General features: G+C 61.4%; 16 protein-coding genes. 5 read left to right on the top strand and 11 right to left on the bottom strand.

The window, feature by feature from the left end; translation table 11 throughout:
* Window positions 1-18: 18 nt before the first annotated feature.
* The gene (gene lepA, locus G502_RS0106305; RefSeq protein WP_022727815.1) at window positions 19-1,824 is read right to left on the bottom strand and encodes a translation elongation factor 4; all 1,806 of its coding nucleotides are present in this window, start codon (window positions 1,822-1,824) and stop codon (window positions 19-21) included.
* 202 nt (window positions 1,825-2,026) lie between these two features.
* Here lepA and G502_RS0106300 point away from each other — a divergent pair, with 202 nt between their 5' ends.
* The gene (locus G502_RS0106300; protein ID WP_026989146.1) at window positions 2,027-2,695 is read left to right on the top strand and encodes a glutathione S-transferase family protein; all 669 of its coding nucleotides are present in this window, start codon (window positions 2,027-2,029) and stop codon (window positions 2,693-2,695) included.
* Between the two features lie 244 nt (window positions 2,696-2,939).
* On the opposite strand, the gene G502_RS21350 is transcribed toward G502_RS0106300, so the two are convergent.
* Window positions 2,940-3,794, bottom strand: a complete 855-nt coding sequence (locus G502_RS21350; RefSeq protein ID WP_022727813.1) for a tetratricopeptide repeat protein — start codon at window positions 3,792-3,794, stop codon at window positions 2,940-2,942.
* A 60-nt stretch (window positions 3,795-3,854) separates the two neighbouring features.
* On the opposite strand from G502_RS21350, the gene G502_RS18960 reads away from it, so the two are divergent.
* A complete protein-coding gene (locus G502_RS18960) occupies window positions 3,855-4,754 on the top strand; it encodes an SDR family oxidoreductase (protein WP_022727812.1) in 900 nt (299 codons plus the stop codon).
* Between the two features lie 25 nt (window positions 4,755-4,779).
* Here G502_RS18960 and G502_RS0106285 read toward each other — a convergent pair whose 3' ends face one another.
* Window positions 4,780-5,547 (bottom strand): alpha/beta hydrolase, encoded by a 768-nt coding sequence (locus tag G502_RS0106285; protein WP_022727811.1) that lies wholly within the window; start codon window positions 5,545-5,547, stop codon window positions 4,780-4,782.
* A 142-nt stretch (window positions 5,548-5,689) separates the two neighbouring features.
* Here G502_RS0106285 and thrS point away from each other — a divergent pair, with 142 nt between their 5' ends.
* Together thrS and infC are read left to right on the top strand one after the other, a co-directional pair.
* Window positions 5,690-7,612, top strand: coding sequence for a threonine--tRNA ligase (gene thrS / locus G502_RS0106280; RefSeq protein ID WP_022727810.1), 1,923 nt, complete (start codon window positions 5,690-5,692; stop codon window positions 7,610-7,612).
* Window positions 7,613-7,682: 70 nt separating this feature from the next.
* A complete protein-coding gene (gene infC / locus G502_RS0106275) occupies window positions 7,683-8,204 on the top strand; it encodes a translation initiation factor IF-3 (protein ID WP_022727809.1) in 522 nt (173 codons plus the stop codon).
* A gap of 90 nt (window positions 8,205-8,294) precedes the next feature.
* On the opposite strand, the gene G502_RS0106270 is transcribed toward infC, so the two are convergent.
* Window positions 8,295-9,119: a universal stress protein gene (locus tag G502_RS0106270; protein WP_022727808.1), complete on the bottom strand. Its 825-nt coding sequence runs from the start codon at window positions 9,117-9,119 to the stop codon at window positions 8,295-8,297.
* A gap of 337 nt (window positions 9,120-9,456) precedes the next feature.
* On the opposite strand from G502_RS0106270, the gene G502_RS18955 reads away from it, so the two are divergent.
* Entirely contained in the window at window positions 9,457-10,749 is a 1,293-nt protein-coding gene (locus G502_RS18955) for a DEAD/DEAH box helicase (protein WP_022727807.1), read from the top strand.
* A 12-nt stretch (window positions 10,750-10,761) separates the two neighbouring features.
* On the opposite strand, the gene G502_RS18950 is transcribed toward G502_RS18955, so the two are convergent.
* The 7 genes from G502_RS18950 to G502_RS0106230 form a co-directional block, all read right to left on the bottom strand.
* Window positions 10,762-11,505, bottom strand: a complete 744-nt coding sequence (locus G502_RS18950) for an ABC transporter permease (protein WP_022727806.1) — start codon at window positions 11,503-11,505, stop codon at window positions 10,762-10,764.
* Between the two features lie 4 nt (window positions 11,506-11,509).
* A complete protein-coding gene (locus tag G502_RS0106255) occupies window positions 11,510-12,199 on the bottom strand; it encodes an ABC transporter permease (protein ID WP_022727805.1) in 690 nt (229 codons plus the stop codon).
* Between the two features lie 82 nt (window positions 12,200-12,281).
* Window positions 12,282-13,079, bottom strand: a complete 798-nt coding sequence (locus G502_RS0106250; RefSeq protein ID WP_022727804.1) for an ABC transporter substrate-binding protein — start codon at window positions 13,077-13,079, stop codon at window positions 12,282-12,284.
* Window positions 13,080-13,138: 59 nt separating this feature from the next.
* Entirely contained in the window at window positions 13,139-13,918 is a 780-nt protein-coding gene (locus G502_RS0106245) for an ABC transporter ATP-binding protein (RefSeq protein ID WP_022727803.1), read from the bottom strand.
* A gap of 156 nt (window positions 13,919-14,074) precedes the next feature.
* Entirely contained in the window at window positions 14,075-15,226 is a 1,152-nt protein-coding gene (gene ccmI, locus G502_RS18945; RefSeq protein WP_040487718.1) for a c-type cytochrome biogenesis protein CcmI, read from the bottom strand.
* Window positions 15,223-15,693, bottom strand: a complete 471-nt coding sequence (locus tag G502_RS0106235; RefSeq protein WP_022727801.1) for a cytochrome c-type biogenesis protein — start codon at window positions 15,691-15,693, stop codon at window positions 15,223-15,225. The genes ccmI and G502_RS0106235 overlap by 4 nt, the downstream gene beginning before the upstream one ends.
* A complete protein-coding gene (locus G502_RS0106230; RefSeq protein WP_022727800.1) occupies window positions 15,690-16,253 on the bottom strand; it encodes a DsbE family thiol:disulfide interchange protein in 564 nt (187 codons plus the stop codon). Before G502_RS0106230 ends, G502_RS0106235 begins: the two co-directional genes overlap by 4 nt.

Below are 16,253 nucleotides of genomic sequence, written 5' to 3'. Positions count from 1 at the left end.
CCGGGTCGCGGTTCTTCCTCAATCCTCGTCCATGCGCAGGGCGGCCAGGAAGGCCGACTGGGGGATTTCCACATTGCCGAACTGGCGCATGCGCTTCTTGCCTTCCTTCTGCTTTTCCAGAAGCTTGCGCTTGCGGGTGGCATCGCCACCGTAACACTTCGCGGTGACGTCCTTGCGCATGGCCCCGACCGTCTCGCGGGCGATCACCTTGCCGCCGATGGCGGCCTGGACGGCCACCTTGAAGAGCTGGCGCGGGATCAGGTCCTTCAGCCGGGCGCAAAGCGCGCGTCCGCGCACCTCGGCCTGGCTGCGGTGGACCACCAGAGCGAGCGCGTCCACCGGCTCGCCGTTGACCATGATGGTCAGCTTGACCAGATCGCCTTCGCGATAGCCGTCCAGCTGATAATCGAAGGAGGCATAGCCGCGGGTGACCGACTTCAGACGGTCATAGAAGTCAAAGACCACTTCGTTTAGGGGCAGGCGATAGACCACCATGGCGCGGGTGCCCACATAGGTCAGGTCCAGCTGCTCGCCGCGTCGTTCTTCGCAAAGCTTCAGGATCGGCCCCAGGAAATCGTCGGGCACCAGGATCGTTGCCTTGATCCAGGGTTCCTCGATGTGATCGATCTGGGTGGGCTCGGGCATGTCCGTGGGATTGTGAAGTTCCTTCATCTCGCCGTTCTTCATGTAGATATGATAGACGACGGAAGGGGCCGTGGTGATGAGGTCCAGCCCGAACTCACGCTCCAGGCGTTCCTGCACGATCTCCAGGTGCAACAGGCCCAGGAAGCCGCAGCGGAAACCGAAGCCGAGCGCGGGCGAGACTTCGGGCTCAAAAACGAAGGAGGAATCGTTGAGCGCCAGCTTGCCCAGGGAATCGCGCAGGTCCTCGTACTGCGAGGTGTCGCTGGGAAAGAGGCCGCAGAAGACCACTGGGACTGAGGGCTGGAAGCCTTCCAGCGGCTTTTCGCAGGGGCGTTTTTCCTCGGTGATGGTGTCGCCCACCTTGGCATCGGCGATGTCCTTGATGCCCGAGATCACATAACCGATCTCGCCGGGTCCCAGGTCGTCGACCTTGGTCTTGCCCGGTCGGAAGACACCCACCTGGGTGACATCGTGGAGCGCCCGGGTTCCCAGCATGCGGATCTTCATGCCGGCCTTGATGCGCCCTTCCATGACACGCACCAGGGTGACCACGCCCAGGTAGGGGTCGAACCAGGAGTCGACAAGCAGTGCCTTCAAGGGCGCTTCGGTATCGCCCTGGGGCGGGGGCAACTGCTGAACGATCGCTTCCAGCACGTCACTCACGCCCTGACCTGTCTTGGCGGAAATCTCCAGGGCATGTGATGCGTCCAGACCGATCACTTCCTCGATCTGTTCCTTGATGCGGTCGGGTTCGGCGGCCGGCAGATCGACCTTGTTGAGCACCGGGACCATCTCGTGGTCGTGCTCGAGGGCCAGGTAGACATTGGCCAGCGTCTGGGCTTCGACGCCCTGGCTGGCATCGACCAGCAATAGCGAACCTTCGCAGGCCTTGAGCGAGCGGCTGACCTCGTAGCTGAAGTCCACGTGACCTGGAGTGTCGATCATGTTCAGGACATAGGTCTCGCCATCCTGGGCCTTATAGGTCAGGCGTACGGTCTGGGCCTTGATGGTGATGCCACGTTCGCGTTCCAGGTCCATGGAATCCAGGACCTGTTCCTTCATCTCGCGTTCGGTCAGACCACCGCAGACCTGGATCAGCCTGTCGGCCAGTGTCGACTTGCCGTGATCGATGTGGGCCACAATGGCGAAATTTCGAATATGCCTGAGGTCGGTTGTCATAGAGCTCTCGATCGAAAGGCTGAGAGACGGGGCCCCGTGTCATGGCCCAGCCCGGTTGCGGCGCAAGATAGGGGGGAATATGTCAGCTCGCAACGCCTGTGGACAGGTTGCGGCCAATGACCTTGGGTCTTGTGGCATTTCTCAGGCACGCAGCAAGGGAAGACTGTTCAGGCGGGGGGCGGCAACGCTATAGTCCAAGCCCATGAGACTCCTCTATCATCTCCCACTTGATCCCGGGTGCCGGAAGATCCGCCTGTTGCTGGCGGAAAAGGGCCTGGAGGTCGAATTGAAAACCGAGCAGGTCTGGGAACGGCGTGATGCCTTCCTGAGGCTGAACCCGGCGGGTGAGGTCCCTGTCCTTGTGGAAAGCGACGGGACCATTCTGCCGGATGCCCAGGTTATTGCCGAATACCTGGAGGAAACCTGCAGCGAGCCCTCCTTGTTGGGAGCCACAGCCCTGGATCGCGCCGAAACGCGGCGCCTGGTCAACTGGTTCGATCGAAAGTTCGCGCGCGAGGTTTCCGAGTTGCTGATCGAGGAAAAGGTGATGAAGCGCCTTTTGAGCATGGGCAACCCCGATTCCTCGGCGATTCGCGCCGCCAATCACAACATCCATCATCATCTGGACTATATCGGCTGGCTGGCGGAGCGACGCAACTGGCTGGCTGGGGAACACCTGGGCCTGGCCGACCTGACGGCGGCCGCGCATATTTCCTGTCTGGATTACCTGGACCACGTTCCTTGGGACCAGCACCCGGGTGCGCGTGACTGGTACGCAAGAATCAAGTCGCGCCCCTCCATGCGGCCGATCCTGGCGGACTACCTGGCCAGCAACCCGCCACCGAAGCACTACGCGGACCTGGACTTCTGAAGTTTAGATAAAGAAGTCTACAAAAGTGTATTCAGTATAATATGCTAGGTTTCTTTTCTGGTCTGGTGAAATATCACACGATTTTTTTGTATACCCACAATATATAATTTAAGAGTGCTTGGTTTACCGTTGACGGCCCCCTTCAATGAAATTACAGCTATCACTGTCTTCCATCTCAGCTTGTGGTTTTACAGCTACGGGCAAGACTTGACACCCGCCGGCGAGCACTTCGCCGGCGGTTTTTTTATTCGCGCTCCGTATCGGCTTCATTCGGAGGCGATTCTTCGCCCAGTTGTTCCAGGTTCTCCTCGGCAATGCGGGCGGCTCTTGTTCCCGGCTGGGAATTGATAACGTCCTGCCAGAGGCTCGCTGCCCGGGTTGCCTGCCCCAGTTCAACGCGCATGATGCCTTCCTGAATTTTGAGACCGGGATCTCCCGGCGCGAGCTCGCGGGCACGCAGCACATCGTCCAGGGCCAGTTGCGGTGCATCCACCCGGCGGTAGGCGCTGGCTCGCAAGGTCAGGACATCCACACGATCCGGCGCCAGGTCGTGTGCCCGACTCAAGTCATCCACGGATTCCCAATAGCGTTCCATGTCGGCCAGTGCGATGCTGCGGTCGATATAGAGTTCCACGTTATCGGGCTGGTGGCTGAGGGCTTCTGTCTGTGCGTCATAGGCACGTTCCGGCTGCTCCGCCATCATCCAGGCCCAACCCTCGTCAGCGAACAGCTGGCCTTTGCGCGAATCGGGGACATGTTCACTGAGTTGCTGTAATTGGCGGGCTGCTTCGTCATAGCGCTCCAGGCCGATCAGTGCCTCCGCGGCACAGTGCTCTGCGGCTGGCTCTGCATCCGATTCGTCCTGCCAGAGGCGGGCTGCAGCCAAACCCTTCTCGGGCTCGTGGCGCGCCAGATCCATGCAGCGCTGGTAACGTTCCTGGCTGTCCCCTTCCGCAAGCTCTTCCGTGCTCTCTTCCCCGTTCTTTTCCGACGTTGGAGGGGCGTCCTGGGCCAGGGCCGGCTGTCCGAGCAGCAGAGCCGCCAGCAGAAGGAGCGGGCCGACGATGCGGCAGGTTGGAGCTTTGCGAATCCAAGACATGTTGCGAAGTTTCCCCTTTCTCCGCTTGGCCGACAAGGTCTGCTGGGGCATCTTGCCGGGATGAGGGAAGAACGAAAAGAAGACGTTTCTGCAGGGTCGCCCAGATTCTTCTGTTTCGGTCTAGGATTCAGCGCCCTGAATCTTGCCGAGCGCCTGCAGGCAAGAGGCTGGCAGGTCGCCGGGACGACCCGCACGGTCGAGAAGGCTGCGGCGCTTCGCGAACGTGGGATCGAGGTCTGGCTGTTCGATAACGAGACACCGCTGGCCGATCCGGCAGCGGCGCTGGCCGGCAGTGACTACCTGCTCAGTTCCGTGCCGCCCTCCGCGGACGGTGACCCCGTCCTGAATGCACATGCGCAGGATATTGCCAAGCTCCATCCCTTGAGCTGGGTCGGCTATCTCTCGACGACCGGTGTCTATGGAAATGCGGATGGAGGTTGGGTGGATGAAGACTCTCGCATCCACCCAAGCGGTACGCGCGGTCAACGCCGTGCGGACGCCGAGGCAGCCTGGCTGGAACTTCACAGGACGGAAGGCCTGCCGGTCCATCTGTTCCGCCTGGCCGGAATATACGGGCCAGGCCGCAACCAGCTGGAAAGCCTGCGGAAGGGGAAGGCGCGCAGATTGCACAAGCCGGGCCAGGTCTTCAGCCGTATCCATGTGGACGACATTGCCAAGGTGCTGGAAGCCTCGATGGCCAATTCCTATCCGGGCCGGGCGTACAATGTCTGTGATGACGACCCGTCCGATCCGGCCGAGGTGGTGACCCATGCCGCCGAACTTCTGGGCGTCGAACCGCCGCCTCTCGTCCCCTTTGAGGAGGCGGATCTCTCACCCATGGCGCGCAGCTTCTATGACGACAACAAGCGGGTCTGCAATCGACGGATCAAGGAGGAACTGGGCGTCCGTCTGGACTATCCGGATTATCGAAGCGGCCTCAAGGCCTTGTTGAAGACCTGAAGACGGCTTGCCGATCCGGTCGTGCTCAGTTGATCTGCTGTGTGAGCTGGTCCAGGGTTTCCTTCAGGTGGCCCAGCTCACGCTCCGTCGAAAAGCGATGGTCCGCATCCTTCACGAACCTGATCTCGACATCGGGTGTCGTCAGGGTTTCGGCCAGGCGAATGGCCGTGCGGTAAGGTACATCGCTGTCGGCCATGCCGTGAAGCAATCGGACCGGGCTGGCAATCTCCAGCGGCTTGCGCAGCAGCAGACGCTGGCGGCCATCCTCGACCAGGGACCGTGTGATGATGTAGGGCGACTCGGCATAGTCCGATGGCACCTCAAGACGCCCCTTGTCCATGACCTCCTGACGCATCTCGGGTGTCAGCTGTTCCCACATCAGGTCCTCGGTGAAATCCGGGGCGGCGGCGATGCCGAGCAGTGCGGCGACACGGTCCGGACGGGCCAGGGCGGCAAGCAGCATGATCCAGCCACCCATCGAAGAGCCCACCAGGATCTGTGGCCCCTCGGTCAACTGGTCGATCACGTCCAGGGCGTCGGCCGTCCACTGTCCGATGGTCCCCTCCTCGAAGGTGCCGTCGGATTCGCCGTGTCCGGAATAGTCGAAGCGCAGGAAGGCCTGCCCTCTGGCCTGGCAATGGCGTTCCAGCTCCGTGGCCTTGGTCCCGGTCATGTCGGACTTGTAGCCGCCCAGGAAGACAACACCTGGCACGGTCCCCTCGAGGCGTCTCCAGGCAAGGCGGGTTCCACTGGATGACGTCAGAAATTCTGCGGGTCGTTCTGCTTCGCTCATGACGGCTCCTGCTCTCTCTGGCATTCTCTTGACTGCACCGCAGGCTAGCAGGCCCGGCTTTTCTTGACAGCCTATGAAAAGCCCCCTAAGTCCCGGCACTCTATCGGTTTTGTGACTCTCGTTTGGGAAGGAAGGCACCGGCATGGTTGCGATTACGCTGCCGGATGGATCGGAAAAGACGTTCGATGGCCCTGTGAGCGGCCAGGAAGTGGCGGATTCCATCGGGACCGGCCTGGCAAAAGCGGCACTGGCCGTGAAGGTGAATGGCGAGCTGCGCGACCTGACGCGCCCGATCGAGCAGGACGCCCGGCTGGAGATCGTTACGCGCAACCACGAAGACGCACTGGAGTTGCTGCGTCATGATGCGGCCCATGTCATGGCCGAGGCGGTTCAGGAACTCTATCCCGGCACCCAGGTGACCTTCGGACCGGCGACCGAAGACGGTTTCTATTACGATTTTGCACGCGACGAGCCCTTTTCCGAGGAGGACCTGGAAAAGATCGAGGCGCGCATGCACGAGATCGTCAAGCGCGATGAATCCATCAAGCGCGAGGTCTGGGATCGCGACGAAGCAATCACTTTCTTCGAATCCATCGGCGAAATCTACAAGGCCGAGCATATCCGCAGCCTGCCCGAGGACGAGGTCATCACCATCTATCGCCAGGGCAATTGGCTGGATCTCTGCCTGGGCCCGCACCTCCCCACCACCAGCAAGCTGGGTCACGGCTTCAAGTTGCTGAAGGTTTCGGGTGCCTACTGGCGCGGCGACTCCAGCAACGAGCAGCTGCAGCGCATCTACGGCACGGCCTGGGAAGACGAGAAGCGCCTGAAGGCCTACCTGACCATGCTGGAAGAGGCGGCCAAGCGCGACCATCGCCGGCTTGGGCGCGAGATGAAGCTGTTCCACCTGCAGGAAGAGGCCGTTGGTTCGGTGTTCTGGCATCCCCATGGCTGGACGCTCTATCGCACGGTGGAAGAGTACATGCGACGGCGCCTGGAAGACGCCGACTATCACGAGGTGAAGACGCCCCAGCTGATTGACCGCAACCTCTGGGAGGCCTCCGGGCACTGGGAGAAGTTCCGCGAGCATATGTTCATTGCGGAAAGCGAGGATCGCATCCTGGCGGTCAAGCCGATGAACTGCCCGGGCCATGTTCAGATCTACAAGCAGGGCATCACCAGCTATCGGGACCTGCCCTATCGCATGGCGGAATTCGGTAGCTGCCACCGCAACGAGCCCTCGGGGGCGCTGCACGGTCTGATGCGCGTGCGGGCCTTTACCCAGGACGATGCCCATATCTTCTGTACCGAGGACCAGATCGTCACGGAAACCAAGCGTTTCTGTGACCTGTTGAAGACGGTCTACCAGGATTTCGGATTCGCCGATATCACGGTCAAGTTCTCGGATCGTCCCGAGACCCGGGCTGGAAGCGATGCCGTCTGGGACAAGGCCGAGAAGGCGCTCAAGGAAGCCACCGAGGCAGCAGGCCTCCACTATACGCTCAACCCCGGCGAAGGCGCCTTCTATGGGCCAAAGCTGGAATTCGTCCTGAAGGATGCCATCGGCCGGGATTGGCAGTGCGGCACCCTGCAGGCGGATTTCGTCCTGCCGGAACGCCTGGAGGCGAGTTATGTGGCAGAGGATGGCAGCCGCCAGCGCCCGGTCATGCTGCATCGGGCCATCCTGGGCTCTTTCGAGCGCTTCCTGGCGATCCTGATCGAGAATTTCGCGGGTCGCTTTCCGCTGTGGCTGGCCCCGCTACAAGTGGTCGTGACCACGATCACCAACGATGCCGATGATTATGCCAAGCAGGTGGCCGAGCAGCTGGAAGCCGCAGGTCTGCGCGTGGAAACGGATCTGCGCAACGAGAAGATCAATTACAAGGTCCGCGAACATTCCCATGCGAAGGTTCCGGTGATCGCCGTAGTTGGCAAGCGCGAGGCCGACAGCCAAAGCGTCAATCTGCGCTGGCTTGGCTCAAAGGAACAGGAGTCGCTTGCGCTGAAAGAGGCAGTGAATAAACTGGAGTGGGAAGCTCGGGCGCCCGACAGGGCCTCGGAGTGAGCAATGGTCCCGGCGTGCCGGGACAGCGGACTTAACAGAAACAGGAGACATATCCATAGCAAGACCACCAATGGACGCGGCACCTAGCAAGGATGGACCGCGCGTAAATGATCAGATTCGCAACCCCAAGGTTCGACTGATCGATGAAGAAGGGGAAAATGTCGGCGTCGTCGAGATTCGCGATGCGATGGAACGCGCCGACGAAGCGGGACTCGATCTCGTCGAGATCGTCCCGAATGCGGATCCGCCCGTCTGCAAGATACTTGATTACGGCAAGTACAAGTACGAGGCGCAGAAGCGTGCCAACGAGGCGCGCAAGAAGCAGAAGACCATCGAGGTCAAGGAAATCAAGATGCGCCCCAACATCGATCAGCACGACTACGATGTGAAGATGCGGGCAATCCAGCGTTTCCTGAGTGAAGGCGACAAGGTCAAGGTGACCATGCGGTTCCGCGGGCGCGAGATGGTTCACCAGGAATTGGGCCTGAAGCTCTTGAACCGGGTGCGCGACGAGACCGAAGAGCTCGGCAAGATCGAGCAGTCTCCCAAGATGGAAGGCCGTCAGATGACCATGGTGATGGCCCCACGTTGAGGATGGCCTTGCCAGACAAGGGGTAGAAAAACAGGAAGACCGGCGGGAGCTCCCGCCGGTCTTCCTGCATATGGCTTCCTGTCGGGTTGCTCAGTGGGACATGAAGACCGGAAGCGGGCTGCGCCGCAGCAGCGTATTGGTGACGCCTCCGAGGACAATTTCACGCCAGCGGGCATGCCCATAGGCGCCGGTAACGATCAGGTCACAGCCAAGACCTTCGGCTTGCTTCATGATCGTTTCGCCGGTGGGGCCGCGTGCGGCCTGGCTGTCGCTCTCGACATTGACTCCGTGACGGTCAAGATGTGCGGCAATCTCCGCACCGGGCAGCTGCTGGGAATTATCGGATGTCACCGACAGCAGGGTCACCTTTTCGGCCTCGCGCAGGAAGGGCAGGGCGTCCGACACGGCACGGGCGGCCTCGCGACTGCCATCCCAGGCCACCAGGATGCGGCGCCCGATGGACGCCGGCGCGCCCTTTTCCGGAATCACCAGGACCGGGCGCCCGCTTTCCAGGATCACGGCCTCGGCCAGGTCGCGCAGGCCTTCGGGCGTCTGTTTCAGTCCCACCTGGCCCAGGATCATGAGGTCCGAGTAACGGCCATGAAGACTGGCCGAGTCCTCCGGTTCACCAGTCACGGCTCTCCATTCGCCGGCGGCTTCGCGGCCAGCCTGGCGAAGCTTTTCCTCGAACCGCTTTCGAAGCGCGCTCATGTGTTCATCGTTCTCCTTGGAGATGTCGCGCACGAGCGCCTTGGGTATCACGGCAGCCCCATAGGCAGGGACCGGCTCCGGCGGCCGGATCCCGAGTCCCACGAGATGGGCATCCTTGTCGCTGGCAAGGGTGACGGCCGCATCGAGACGGGCCTTGCCAGCCGGGGTATCATCGACATGTACGAGCAGGGTTTTCAGTGTCATTCGCTTCTCCCAATCGCGGGGTTCAGGCTGGTCAACTTTTCCTCATTCGTATGTGTGTTTTTTCCAGAGGGATTCAATTTTTGACTGAACCCCGGAAATGACAGCTTGACTTTTTGCGCTGCACCATAGACATAGTAGGGCACTTCACCGGATCACCCGACTGCGTGCGGGACCCTTTCAAGGTGTCCCTGTCCTCCGGTAGAAGCCTCAATATTGAAACATCGTCAGCCTTTTCACGCGGGGCTTTCATACAGCCCCGGGCGCACGCCTTTCCTGGAAAGACGTGCAATCCGCCATATTGTGCGGCAAGTCCGGGCCAACCGGAAATACAGGTAAATTGACTTCATTCAACGATCTCGGCCTCAATGCCGAGCTTCTCAAGGCACTGAGTGCCCAGAACTTCGAAACCCCTACACCTATTCAGGACCGCGCCATTCCGCTGGTGCTGCAGGAAAAGGACCTGCTGGGCATTGCCCAGACGGGAACCGGCAAGACAGCCGCCTTTGGCCTGCCGCTTCTGCAGCGTCTGAAGGCGCAGGACCGTCGCCCGGCACCCAAGAGCTGCCGCTCCCTGATACTCAGTCCGACACGTGAACTTGCCGGACAGATTGCAGACCATCTGCGCAGCTATGCCCGCTTCACGCGCCAGCATATTGCCTGCGTTGTCGGCGGTGTGCCCGTCCGCAAGCAGGCCATCGCGCTCAACAAGGGTGTCGACGTGCTGGTTGCCACGCCGGGCCGGCTCCTGGACCTTGTGGACCAACGCGCCGTACAGCTGCAGGACGTCGAAGTCCTGGTGCTGGACGAAGCCGACCAGATGCTGGACCTGGGCTTCATTCATGCGCTCGAGCGCATTGCCAAGCTGGTTCCGAGCAAGCGGCAGACCCTGCTGTTCTCGGCCACCATGCCCAACGCCATCGCCGGCCTGGCCGCCAAGTTCCTGAACGATCCCGTTCGTGTCGAGGTGGCTGCTGCCGCCACGACGGCGGACCGCATCGACCAGAAGATCGCTTTCGTCCAGGGTGGCGGCAAGGCAAATCTGCTGCGCGAGATCCTGTCCGACGCACCGGATGCCCGCGCGCTGGTCTTTACCCGCACCAAGCGCGGCGCGGACCGTGTGGCCCGCGATCTGGAGACGGCCGGTCTGCAGTCGAACGCCTTGCATGGCAACAAGAGCCAGAGCCAGCGCGAACGCGCCTTGGGCGCCTTCCGCAAGGGTAAGGCACGCATCCTGGTCGCCACCGACATTGCCGCACGCGGCATCGATGTGAGCGGTGTGACGCATGTCATCAACTATGACCTGCCGAACGTACCGGAAAGCTATGTGCACCGGATCGGCCGGACAGCCCGTGCCGGTGCATCCGGACTGGCGATCTCGTTCTGCAGTCCGGACGAGCGAACATATTTGCGCGATATCGAGCGTCTGACAGGTGGCAACCTGGAGACTCTGGATGGCAGTGCCCGACCGGCGGAGATGTCCGGCAACAGCCGCGGATCGGCTTCCGCAAAAGCACGCAAGAGCGGCGGGCGGAACGGAGGCCCCGACAAGCGTCCAGCAGGTAACGGACAGGCCCAGCGCAAGCGCCGTCCCAACGGGAACAGCCAGAAGCCGCAGCGCCTGGCGTCCTGATCTTCCAGCCGTTCAGACGGGCAGGTTTTCCTGTGCCGGATCGGTCGCCTTTTGTGCCTGCCTGCGTTCTTCGGGTCGCAGGTGGGCCATCAGGCGTTTTTCCACTCGCTTGAAGATATAGAGAATCCCATAGCTGCAGGCCAGATAGATCAGGCCCGCGGCAATGTAGATCTCGTAGACCGCAAAGGTGCGGGCGACGATCGAACGGGCCACACCCGTCAGGTCGAGCAGGGTGATGATCGAGACCAGCGAGGTGGCCTGGAACAGGAAGATCACTTCGTTGGAGTAGGCCGGCAGGGCCAGCCGAAAGGCCTTTGGCAGGACAATCCTGCGGAAAAGCAGCCAGCCGCTCATGCCGCAGGCGCGCGCGGCCTCCACCTCCCCATGGGGAACCGCCTGGATCGAGCCGCGGAGGATTTCCGCCGTATAGGCGCCCGTATTGAGGGTCAAGGTGAGGACGGCGCAGAAATAGGCTTCCCGGAAATAGGTCCAGAGTCCAAGCGCTTCCAATTCCTCCCGGAACTGTCCCCCGCCATAGTAGATCAGGAACAGCTGCACCAGAAGTGGCGTGCCGCGGAAATAGAAGATATAGGCATGTGCCGGCCAGCGCAGGAAGGGATTGAGCGAGAGCCGCATGAGTGCAGAGGGCACCGCAACAACCAGTCCCAGAAAGACGGAAATGACGGTGATCTGAAGGGTGAGGCTCAGCCCGCCCAGAAGCTGGGGCAGAGACTCGACAACAAGTTGAAGGTTCATGCCCTCATGCCCTCCGGATCCCGCGGTTGGCCCAGGCTTCGAGGCGCTGCTGGATCAGAACCGAAGCCAGGGTGATTGCCAGGTAGAGCAGCGAGGCAATGAAGAAGAAGGTAAAGGGCAGTCGTGTCGCCCCCATGGCGATGGAAGCGGTGCGCATCAGCTCCTCGAGCTGGATGACCGAGATAAGGGCCGTCGCCTTGATCAGCACCATCCAGACGTTGCCGAGTCCTGGCAACGCAAAGCGCCAGACCTGGGGCAGGATGATGCGCCTGAAGACCAGACTGCGATTCATGCCGCAGGCCTGAGCGGCCTCGATCTGGCCTTTGGGTATGGACTGGAAGGCGCCGCGAAAGACCTCGGTGGCAAAGGCCCCGTAGATGAATCCCAGGGTCATCACGCCTGCCAGGAAGGGATTGAAGTCGATCCGCAGATCATAGCCCAGATCGCCGGCCAGGTTCTGGATCAAGGTCGGCGTACCGTAGAAGATCAGCAGAATCAGTAGAAGTTCCGGTATGCCGCGGATAACCGTTGTGTAGAGGTTGGCTGCCGCGCGCAGGAGGCGGCTGCCGGACAGTTTCGCGCCGGCGCCCAGGATGCCGAGGCAGATGGCCAGGGCCAGTGAACAGAGTCCCACCATGATGGTGACCTGCAACCCCTCGAGCAGCATCCAGCCATAGCCCTGCAGATCAAGCATGCAGCCCCCGTTCAAGCAGCGATATCAGGTCACGACAGGAGGAGCCGCACCGGTGTCATGGCGCGGCTCCGATGTCCTTGCCTCAACTGCCGTAGGCGTCGAAGTCGAAGTACTTGTCGTTGATTTCCTTGTAGGTGCCGTTCTCGCGGATTTCAGCAATTGCTTCATTGAAGGCTTCAAGCAGTTCGTCCTCACCCGGACGCACCGCAATGCCGACACCCTCGCCATGCCATTCCTTCTCGCTGTAATCGGGGCCGACGAATTCGTAATCCGCGCCTTCATCCTGGTTGAGGAATCCTTCAAGCAGGACGACGGAATCGGCCATCACCAGATCCACACGGCCATTGGTCAGATCCAGGTTGGCTTCCTCCTGGCTGGCATAGAGACTGAGGTCCACGTTCGGGAAGTTGTCCTTCAGGAAGTTCTCGTGGATCGTGGCGCGCTGTACCCCAACGGTCATGCCGTCCAGGACTTCCGCGGCTTCATCGATGTCCTCGGGGATCTCCAGGTCCATGTCCTCGGGTTTCACGAACTTGGCCGGCGTCTGGTAGTACTTGTCCGTGAAGTCGACGACTTCCTTGCGTTCCTCGGTAATGGACATGGAGGCGATGATGGCGTCGTACTTCTTGGCCAGAAGGCCGGGGATGATGCCGTCCCAGTCCTGGACCACGAATTCGCAGTTGAAGTTGGCGGCATCACAGAGGGCTTTTGCGATTTCCACGTCGAAACCGGCCAGTTCGCCATCGGAATCGATGTAGTTGAAGGGCGGATAGGCCCCTTCGGTTCCGATCAGGACCTTTTCCTGGTCCTGGGCCTGGGCATTCAGGCCCACTGTCAAGGCGGCCGCCAGCGTGACGGCTCCAAACAGTTCTTTCATCATGATCAAGCTCCCTTTTCACTCATGGTCTTGCACCTGGGTCCGCTCGTTTTCCTGTGCACTCAGGACCTCAGGTGAGCCGCCAGAAACTTCTGGCTGCGTTCCGATTGTGGCGATTCGAATATCCTGTCCGGCGTGCCGCGCTCCTCTATCTGGCCTTCGTGCAGGAAGACCACTTCGCTGGAGACCTCGCGGGCGAAGCCCATTTCGTGGGTCACCAGGATCATGGTCCGGCCCTCCTCTGCCAACTGGCGGATCACACGCAGCACCTCGCCAACCAGTTCCGGATCCAGGGCCGAGGTCGGTTCGTCGAACAGCATGACTTCAGGTTCCATGGCCAGCGCGCGGGCGATGGCTGCACGCTGCTGCTGGCCTCCGGAAAGATGGGCAGGATAGGTGGCCGCCTTCTCGGCGATCCCAACCTTCTCCAGCAGGGCCATGGCCTGTTCCTCGGCCTCGTGCCGCGGTTTTTTCAGGACATGGACCGGTGCCTCCATCACATTCTGCAGGATGGTCATGTGGGTCCAGAGATTGAAAGACTGGAAGACCATTCCCAGACGACTGCGGATGCGATCCACCTGGCGCCGGTCGGCGGGAATGCTGTGGCCAGCCCGGTTGCGTGTCAGCTTCAACTCTTCCGTGCCCAGGAAGATGCGGCCTGAATCCGGAATCTCCAAAAGGTTGATGCAACGCAACAGCGTCGACTTGCCCGAACCGCTTGCGCCGATCAGGGTGATGACATCGCCCTTCTCCGCAGTCAGGGAGATTCCCTTCAAGACTTCCAGGTTGCCGAAGGACTTGCGGATATCCTCTACGCGCAGTGCCGGATCGGCTTGCCCCATAGTTGTGCATCCCTGTGACCTGCCGCGACTATTGGCTGTCGCGGTCATGTTCTCTTTGCAATGACGACAAGGCCTTGCGGCCACTTGCCATTCATATTGCCGGGGAGTCTAGTCGCCAGATTGGCGTGATGCCAAGCTGAAATCGTATGTCGACTGCTATAGCCGCTGTTCCAGGCTATCCAGAGCGCGTTGCAGTTCATCACGTTCTGGAGAGTCGGCGGGAAGCTGTTCGATCTGCTGGCGGGCATTTTCCAGCGCTTCCACAGCAGCGTCCCGTTCCTCCAGGACCAATCGTGCCTGGCCCAGGCGCAGCCAGCCTTCCGGATCCTGGGGGTTGTCCTGCAGCCGAGCTGCCAGGCCATCAACCATGGAACGAATGTAGGCTTCCTGTTCCTCGGGGTCCATGTCCTGAACGGACGGGCGCTCTGCCGTACTTTCGCCGCCGTTGACCTCTTCCGGATTCAGACCCAACTCCTGTGCGGTGGCGGCAATCTGCTGCATCAGCATGGGCCGCCAACCGGCATCCTGGGGTGTGTCCTCGGCCAGTGCGATCCAACGATCCAGCGCGGAACGCAAGTCCCCACGCTGATGCAGGGCGAGGGCCTTGTAGAAGCGGGCCCGAGCGTCCTGCGGATTTCCGCTCAATGCAGCATCGAAGGCGCGTTCGGCACCCGGGCTGACCTCGCCCTGATTGACGGTGACCAGAGCTTCGCCCAGTGCGGATTGCAGGGCCGGGCGGGGACCGTCGCTCAGCTTCAGAGCTTCCCGGTAGGCTTCCGCAGCTTCCTGCCAGCGCCCCAGAACACCATAGCTGCGTCCCAGCATTTCCCAGCCCTGTCGGTCATCGGGGTTGTTTTCCAGGCGCGCGCGCAGGCCCTGGACCATTTCAGCGATATTGCGCTGTTCCTGCACTTCCTCGCCCCGTTGGGCCAGGGGTTGGCCCGGCAGGCCGGGTTGCCCAAGCCAGAGATAGGTTCCGAGGGTTCCAAGGGGCAGCAATGCCAGAAGCGCCAATGCCATCAGACGCGTGACCTTCTTGGGCAGGCCAATACGCTCCGGCCGCTGCCGTGCGTCAGCGGCCAGCAGTCGGCGCTCGATTTCAAGTCGGGCGGCCTTGGCCTCCGATTGGGCGAGAACCCCCCGTTCCAGGTCTCGATCGACCTCGCGCAGCTGGGCGCGATAGACCTGCAGGTCCTCTTCGCCAGCCGAGTCGTTGCCGCGCCCATCGCCTTTCAGCAGGGGACGGACCAGGAGAATGGCAATCAGGGCGGTCAGGGCCGCGGCCAGGATCCAGAACAACCAACTCACGATTGCCTGTCCTCTTCCACGAGCTGTGCCAGGCGGCGCTGCTCAGATTCACTGAGCTGGTCAGTCGCCGATTGGTTCGGGCGGCGTTTCCTCAGATAGACAAGCAAGGCGGCCAGCCCCATGACAAAGACGAGCGCTGGACCGAACCAGAGCAGCCAGGTAGAAGGCTTCATCGGCGGCCGATAGAGAATGTAGTCGCCATAGCGCGAGACCAGATAGTCGCGGATCTGGTCCTCGTCCTGACCGGCGGCAAGACGTTCGCGGATCAGGATGCGAATATCCCGGGCCATGCCGGCGTTCGAGGTCTCGATGGTCTCGCTCTGACAGACGACGCAGCGAATCTCGGCGGAAAGCTCCTTGGCGCGTGCCTCCAGAGCCGGGTCGTCCAGCTTCTCGTCGGGTTGCACAGCCAGCACGGATCCCGGAAGAACAAGGCAGAACAGGACCAGCAGGATGATGCGCCTCACCGCAACTCCTCCAGGATCGGCAGGATCAGGTCGTCGAGCTCGGTCTCGTGAATCGGGCCGACATGGCGATAGCGTATAATGCCCTCGTTATCCACGAAGAAGGTTTCCGGTACACCGGAGACGCCCCATTCCAGCCCAGCGTCGCCTTCCATATCAGCGCCAATGGCGTCGTAGGGGTTGCCCAGTTCGTCCAGCCACGCCAGTGCTTCTTCCGACTCGTCCTTGTAGTTGATGCCCACCAAACGGATGTCCTCCTGGCGTCGCAGGTCGGTCAGGATGGGATGCTCGGCACGGCAGGGCATGCACCAGGAGGCAAAGACGTTGACCAGCGTGATGCCCTGACCGCTGAGATCCGCACTCGACAGGCCGGTGGAGGTGCTTTCGCCAGGTTCGCTGCCGCGTATGGGCGGCAAGCTGAATTCCGGGACCGGCTTGTCGATCAGGACAGAGGGAATCTCGCCGGGGTCACGATCCGGGTCCAGGCCCCAGACGAAGAAGGCCGCGGCGGCGGCGAAGATCAGGAGCGGGAGGACGAACAGCAAGCGGCGCAGCATGGTCAT

Source organism: Fodinicurvata sediminis DSM 21159, assembly GCF_000420625.1.
Taxonomy (GTDB): Bacteria; Pseudomonadota; Alphaproteobacteria; order Kiloniellales; family DSM-21159; genus Fodinicurvata; species Fodinicurvata sediminis.
Note: the sequence above shows the minus strand (reverse complement) of the source record. Positions and strands in the feature narration are given on the sequence as shown.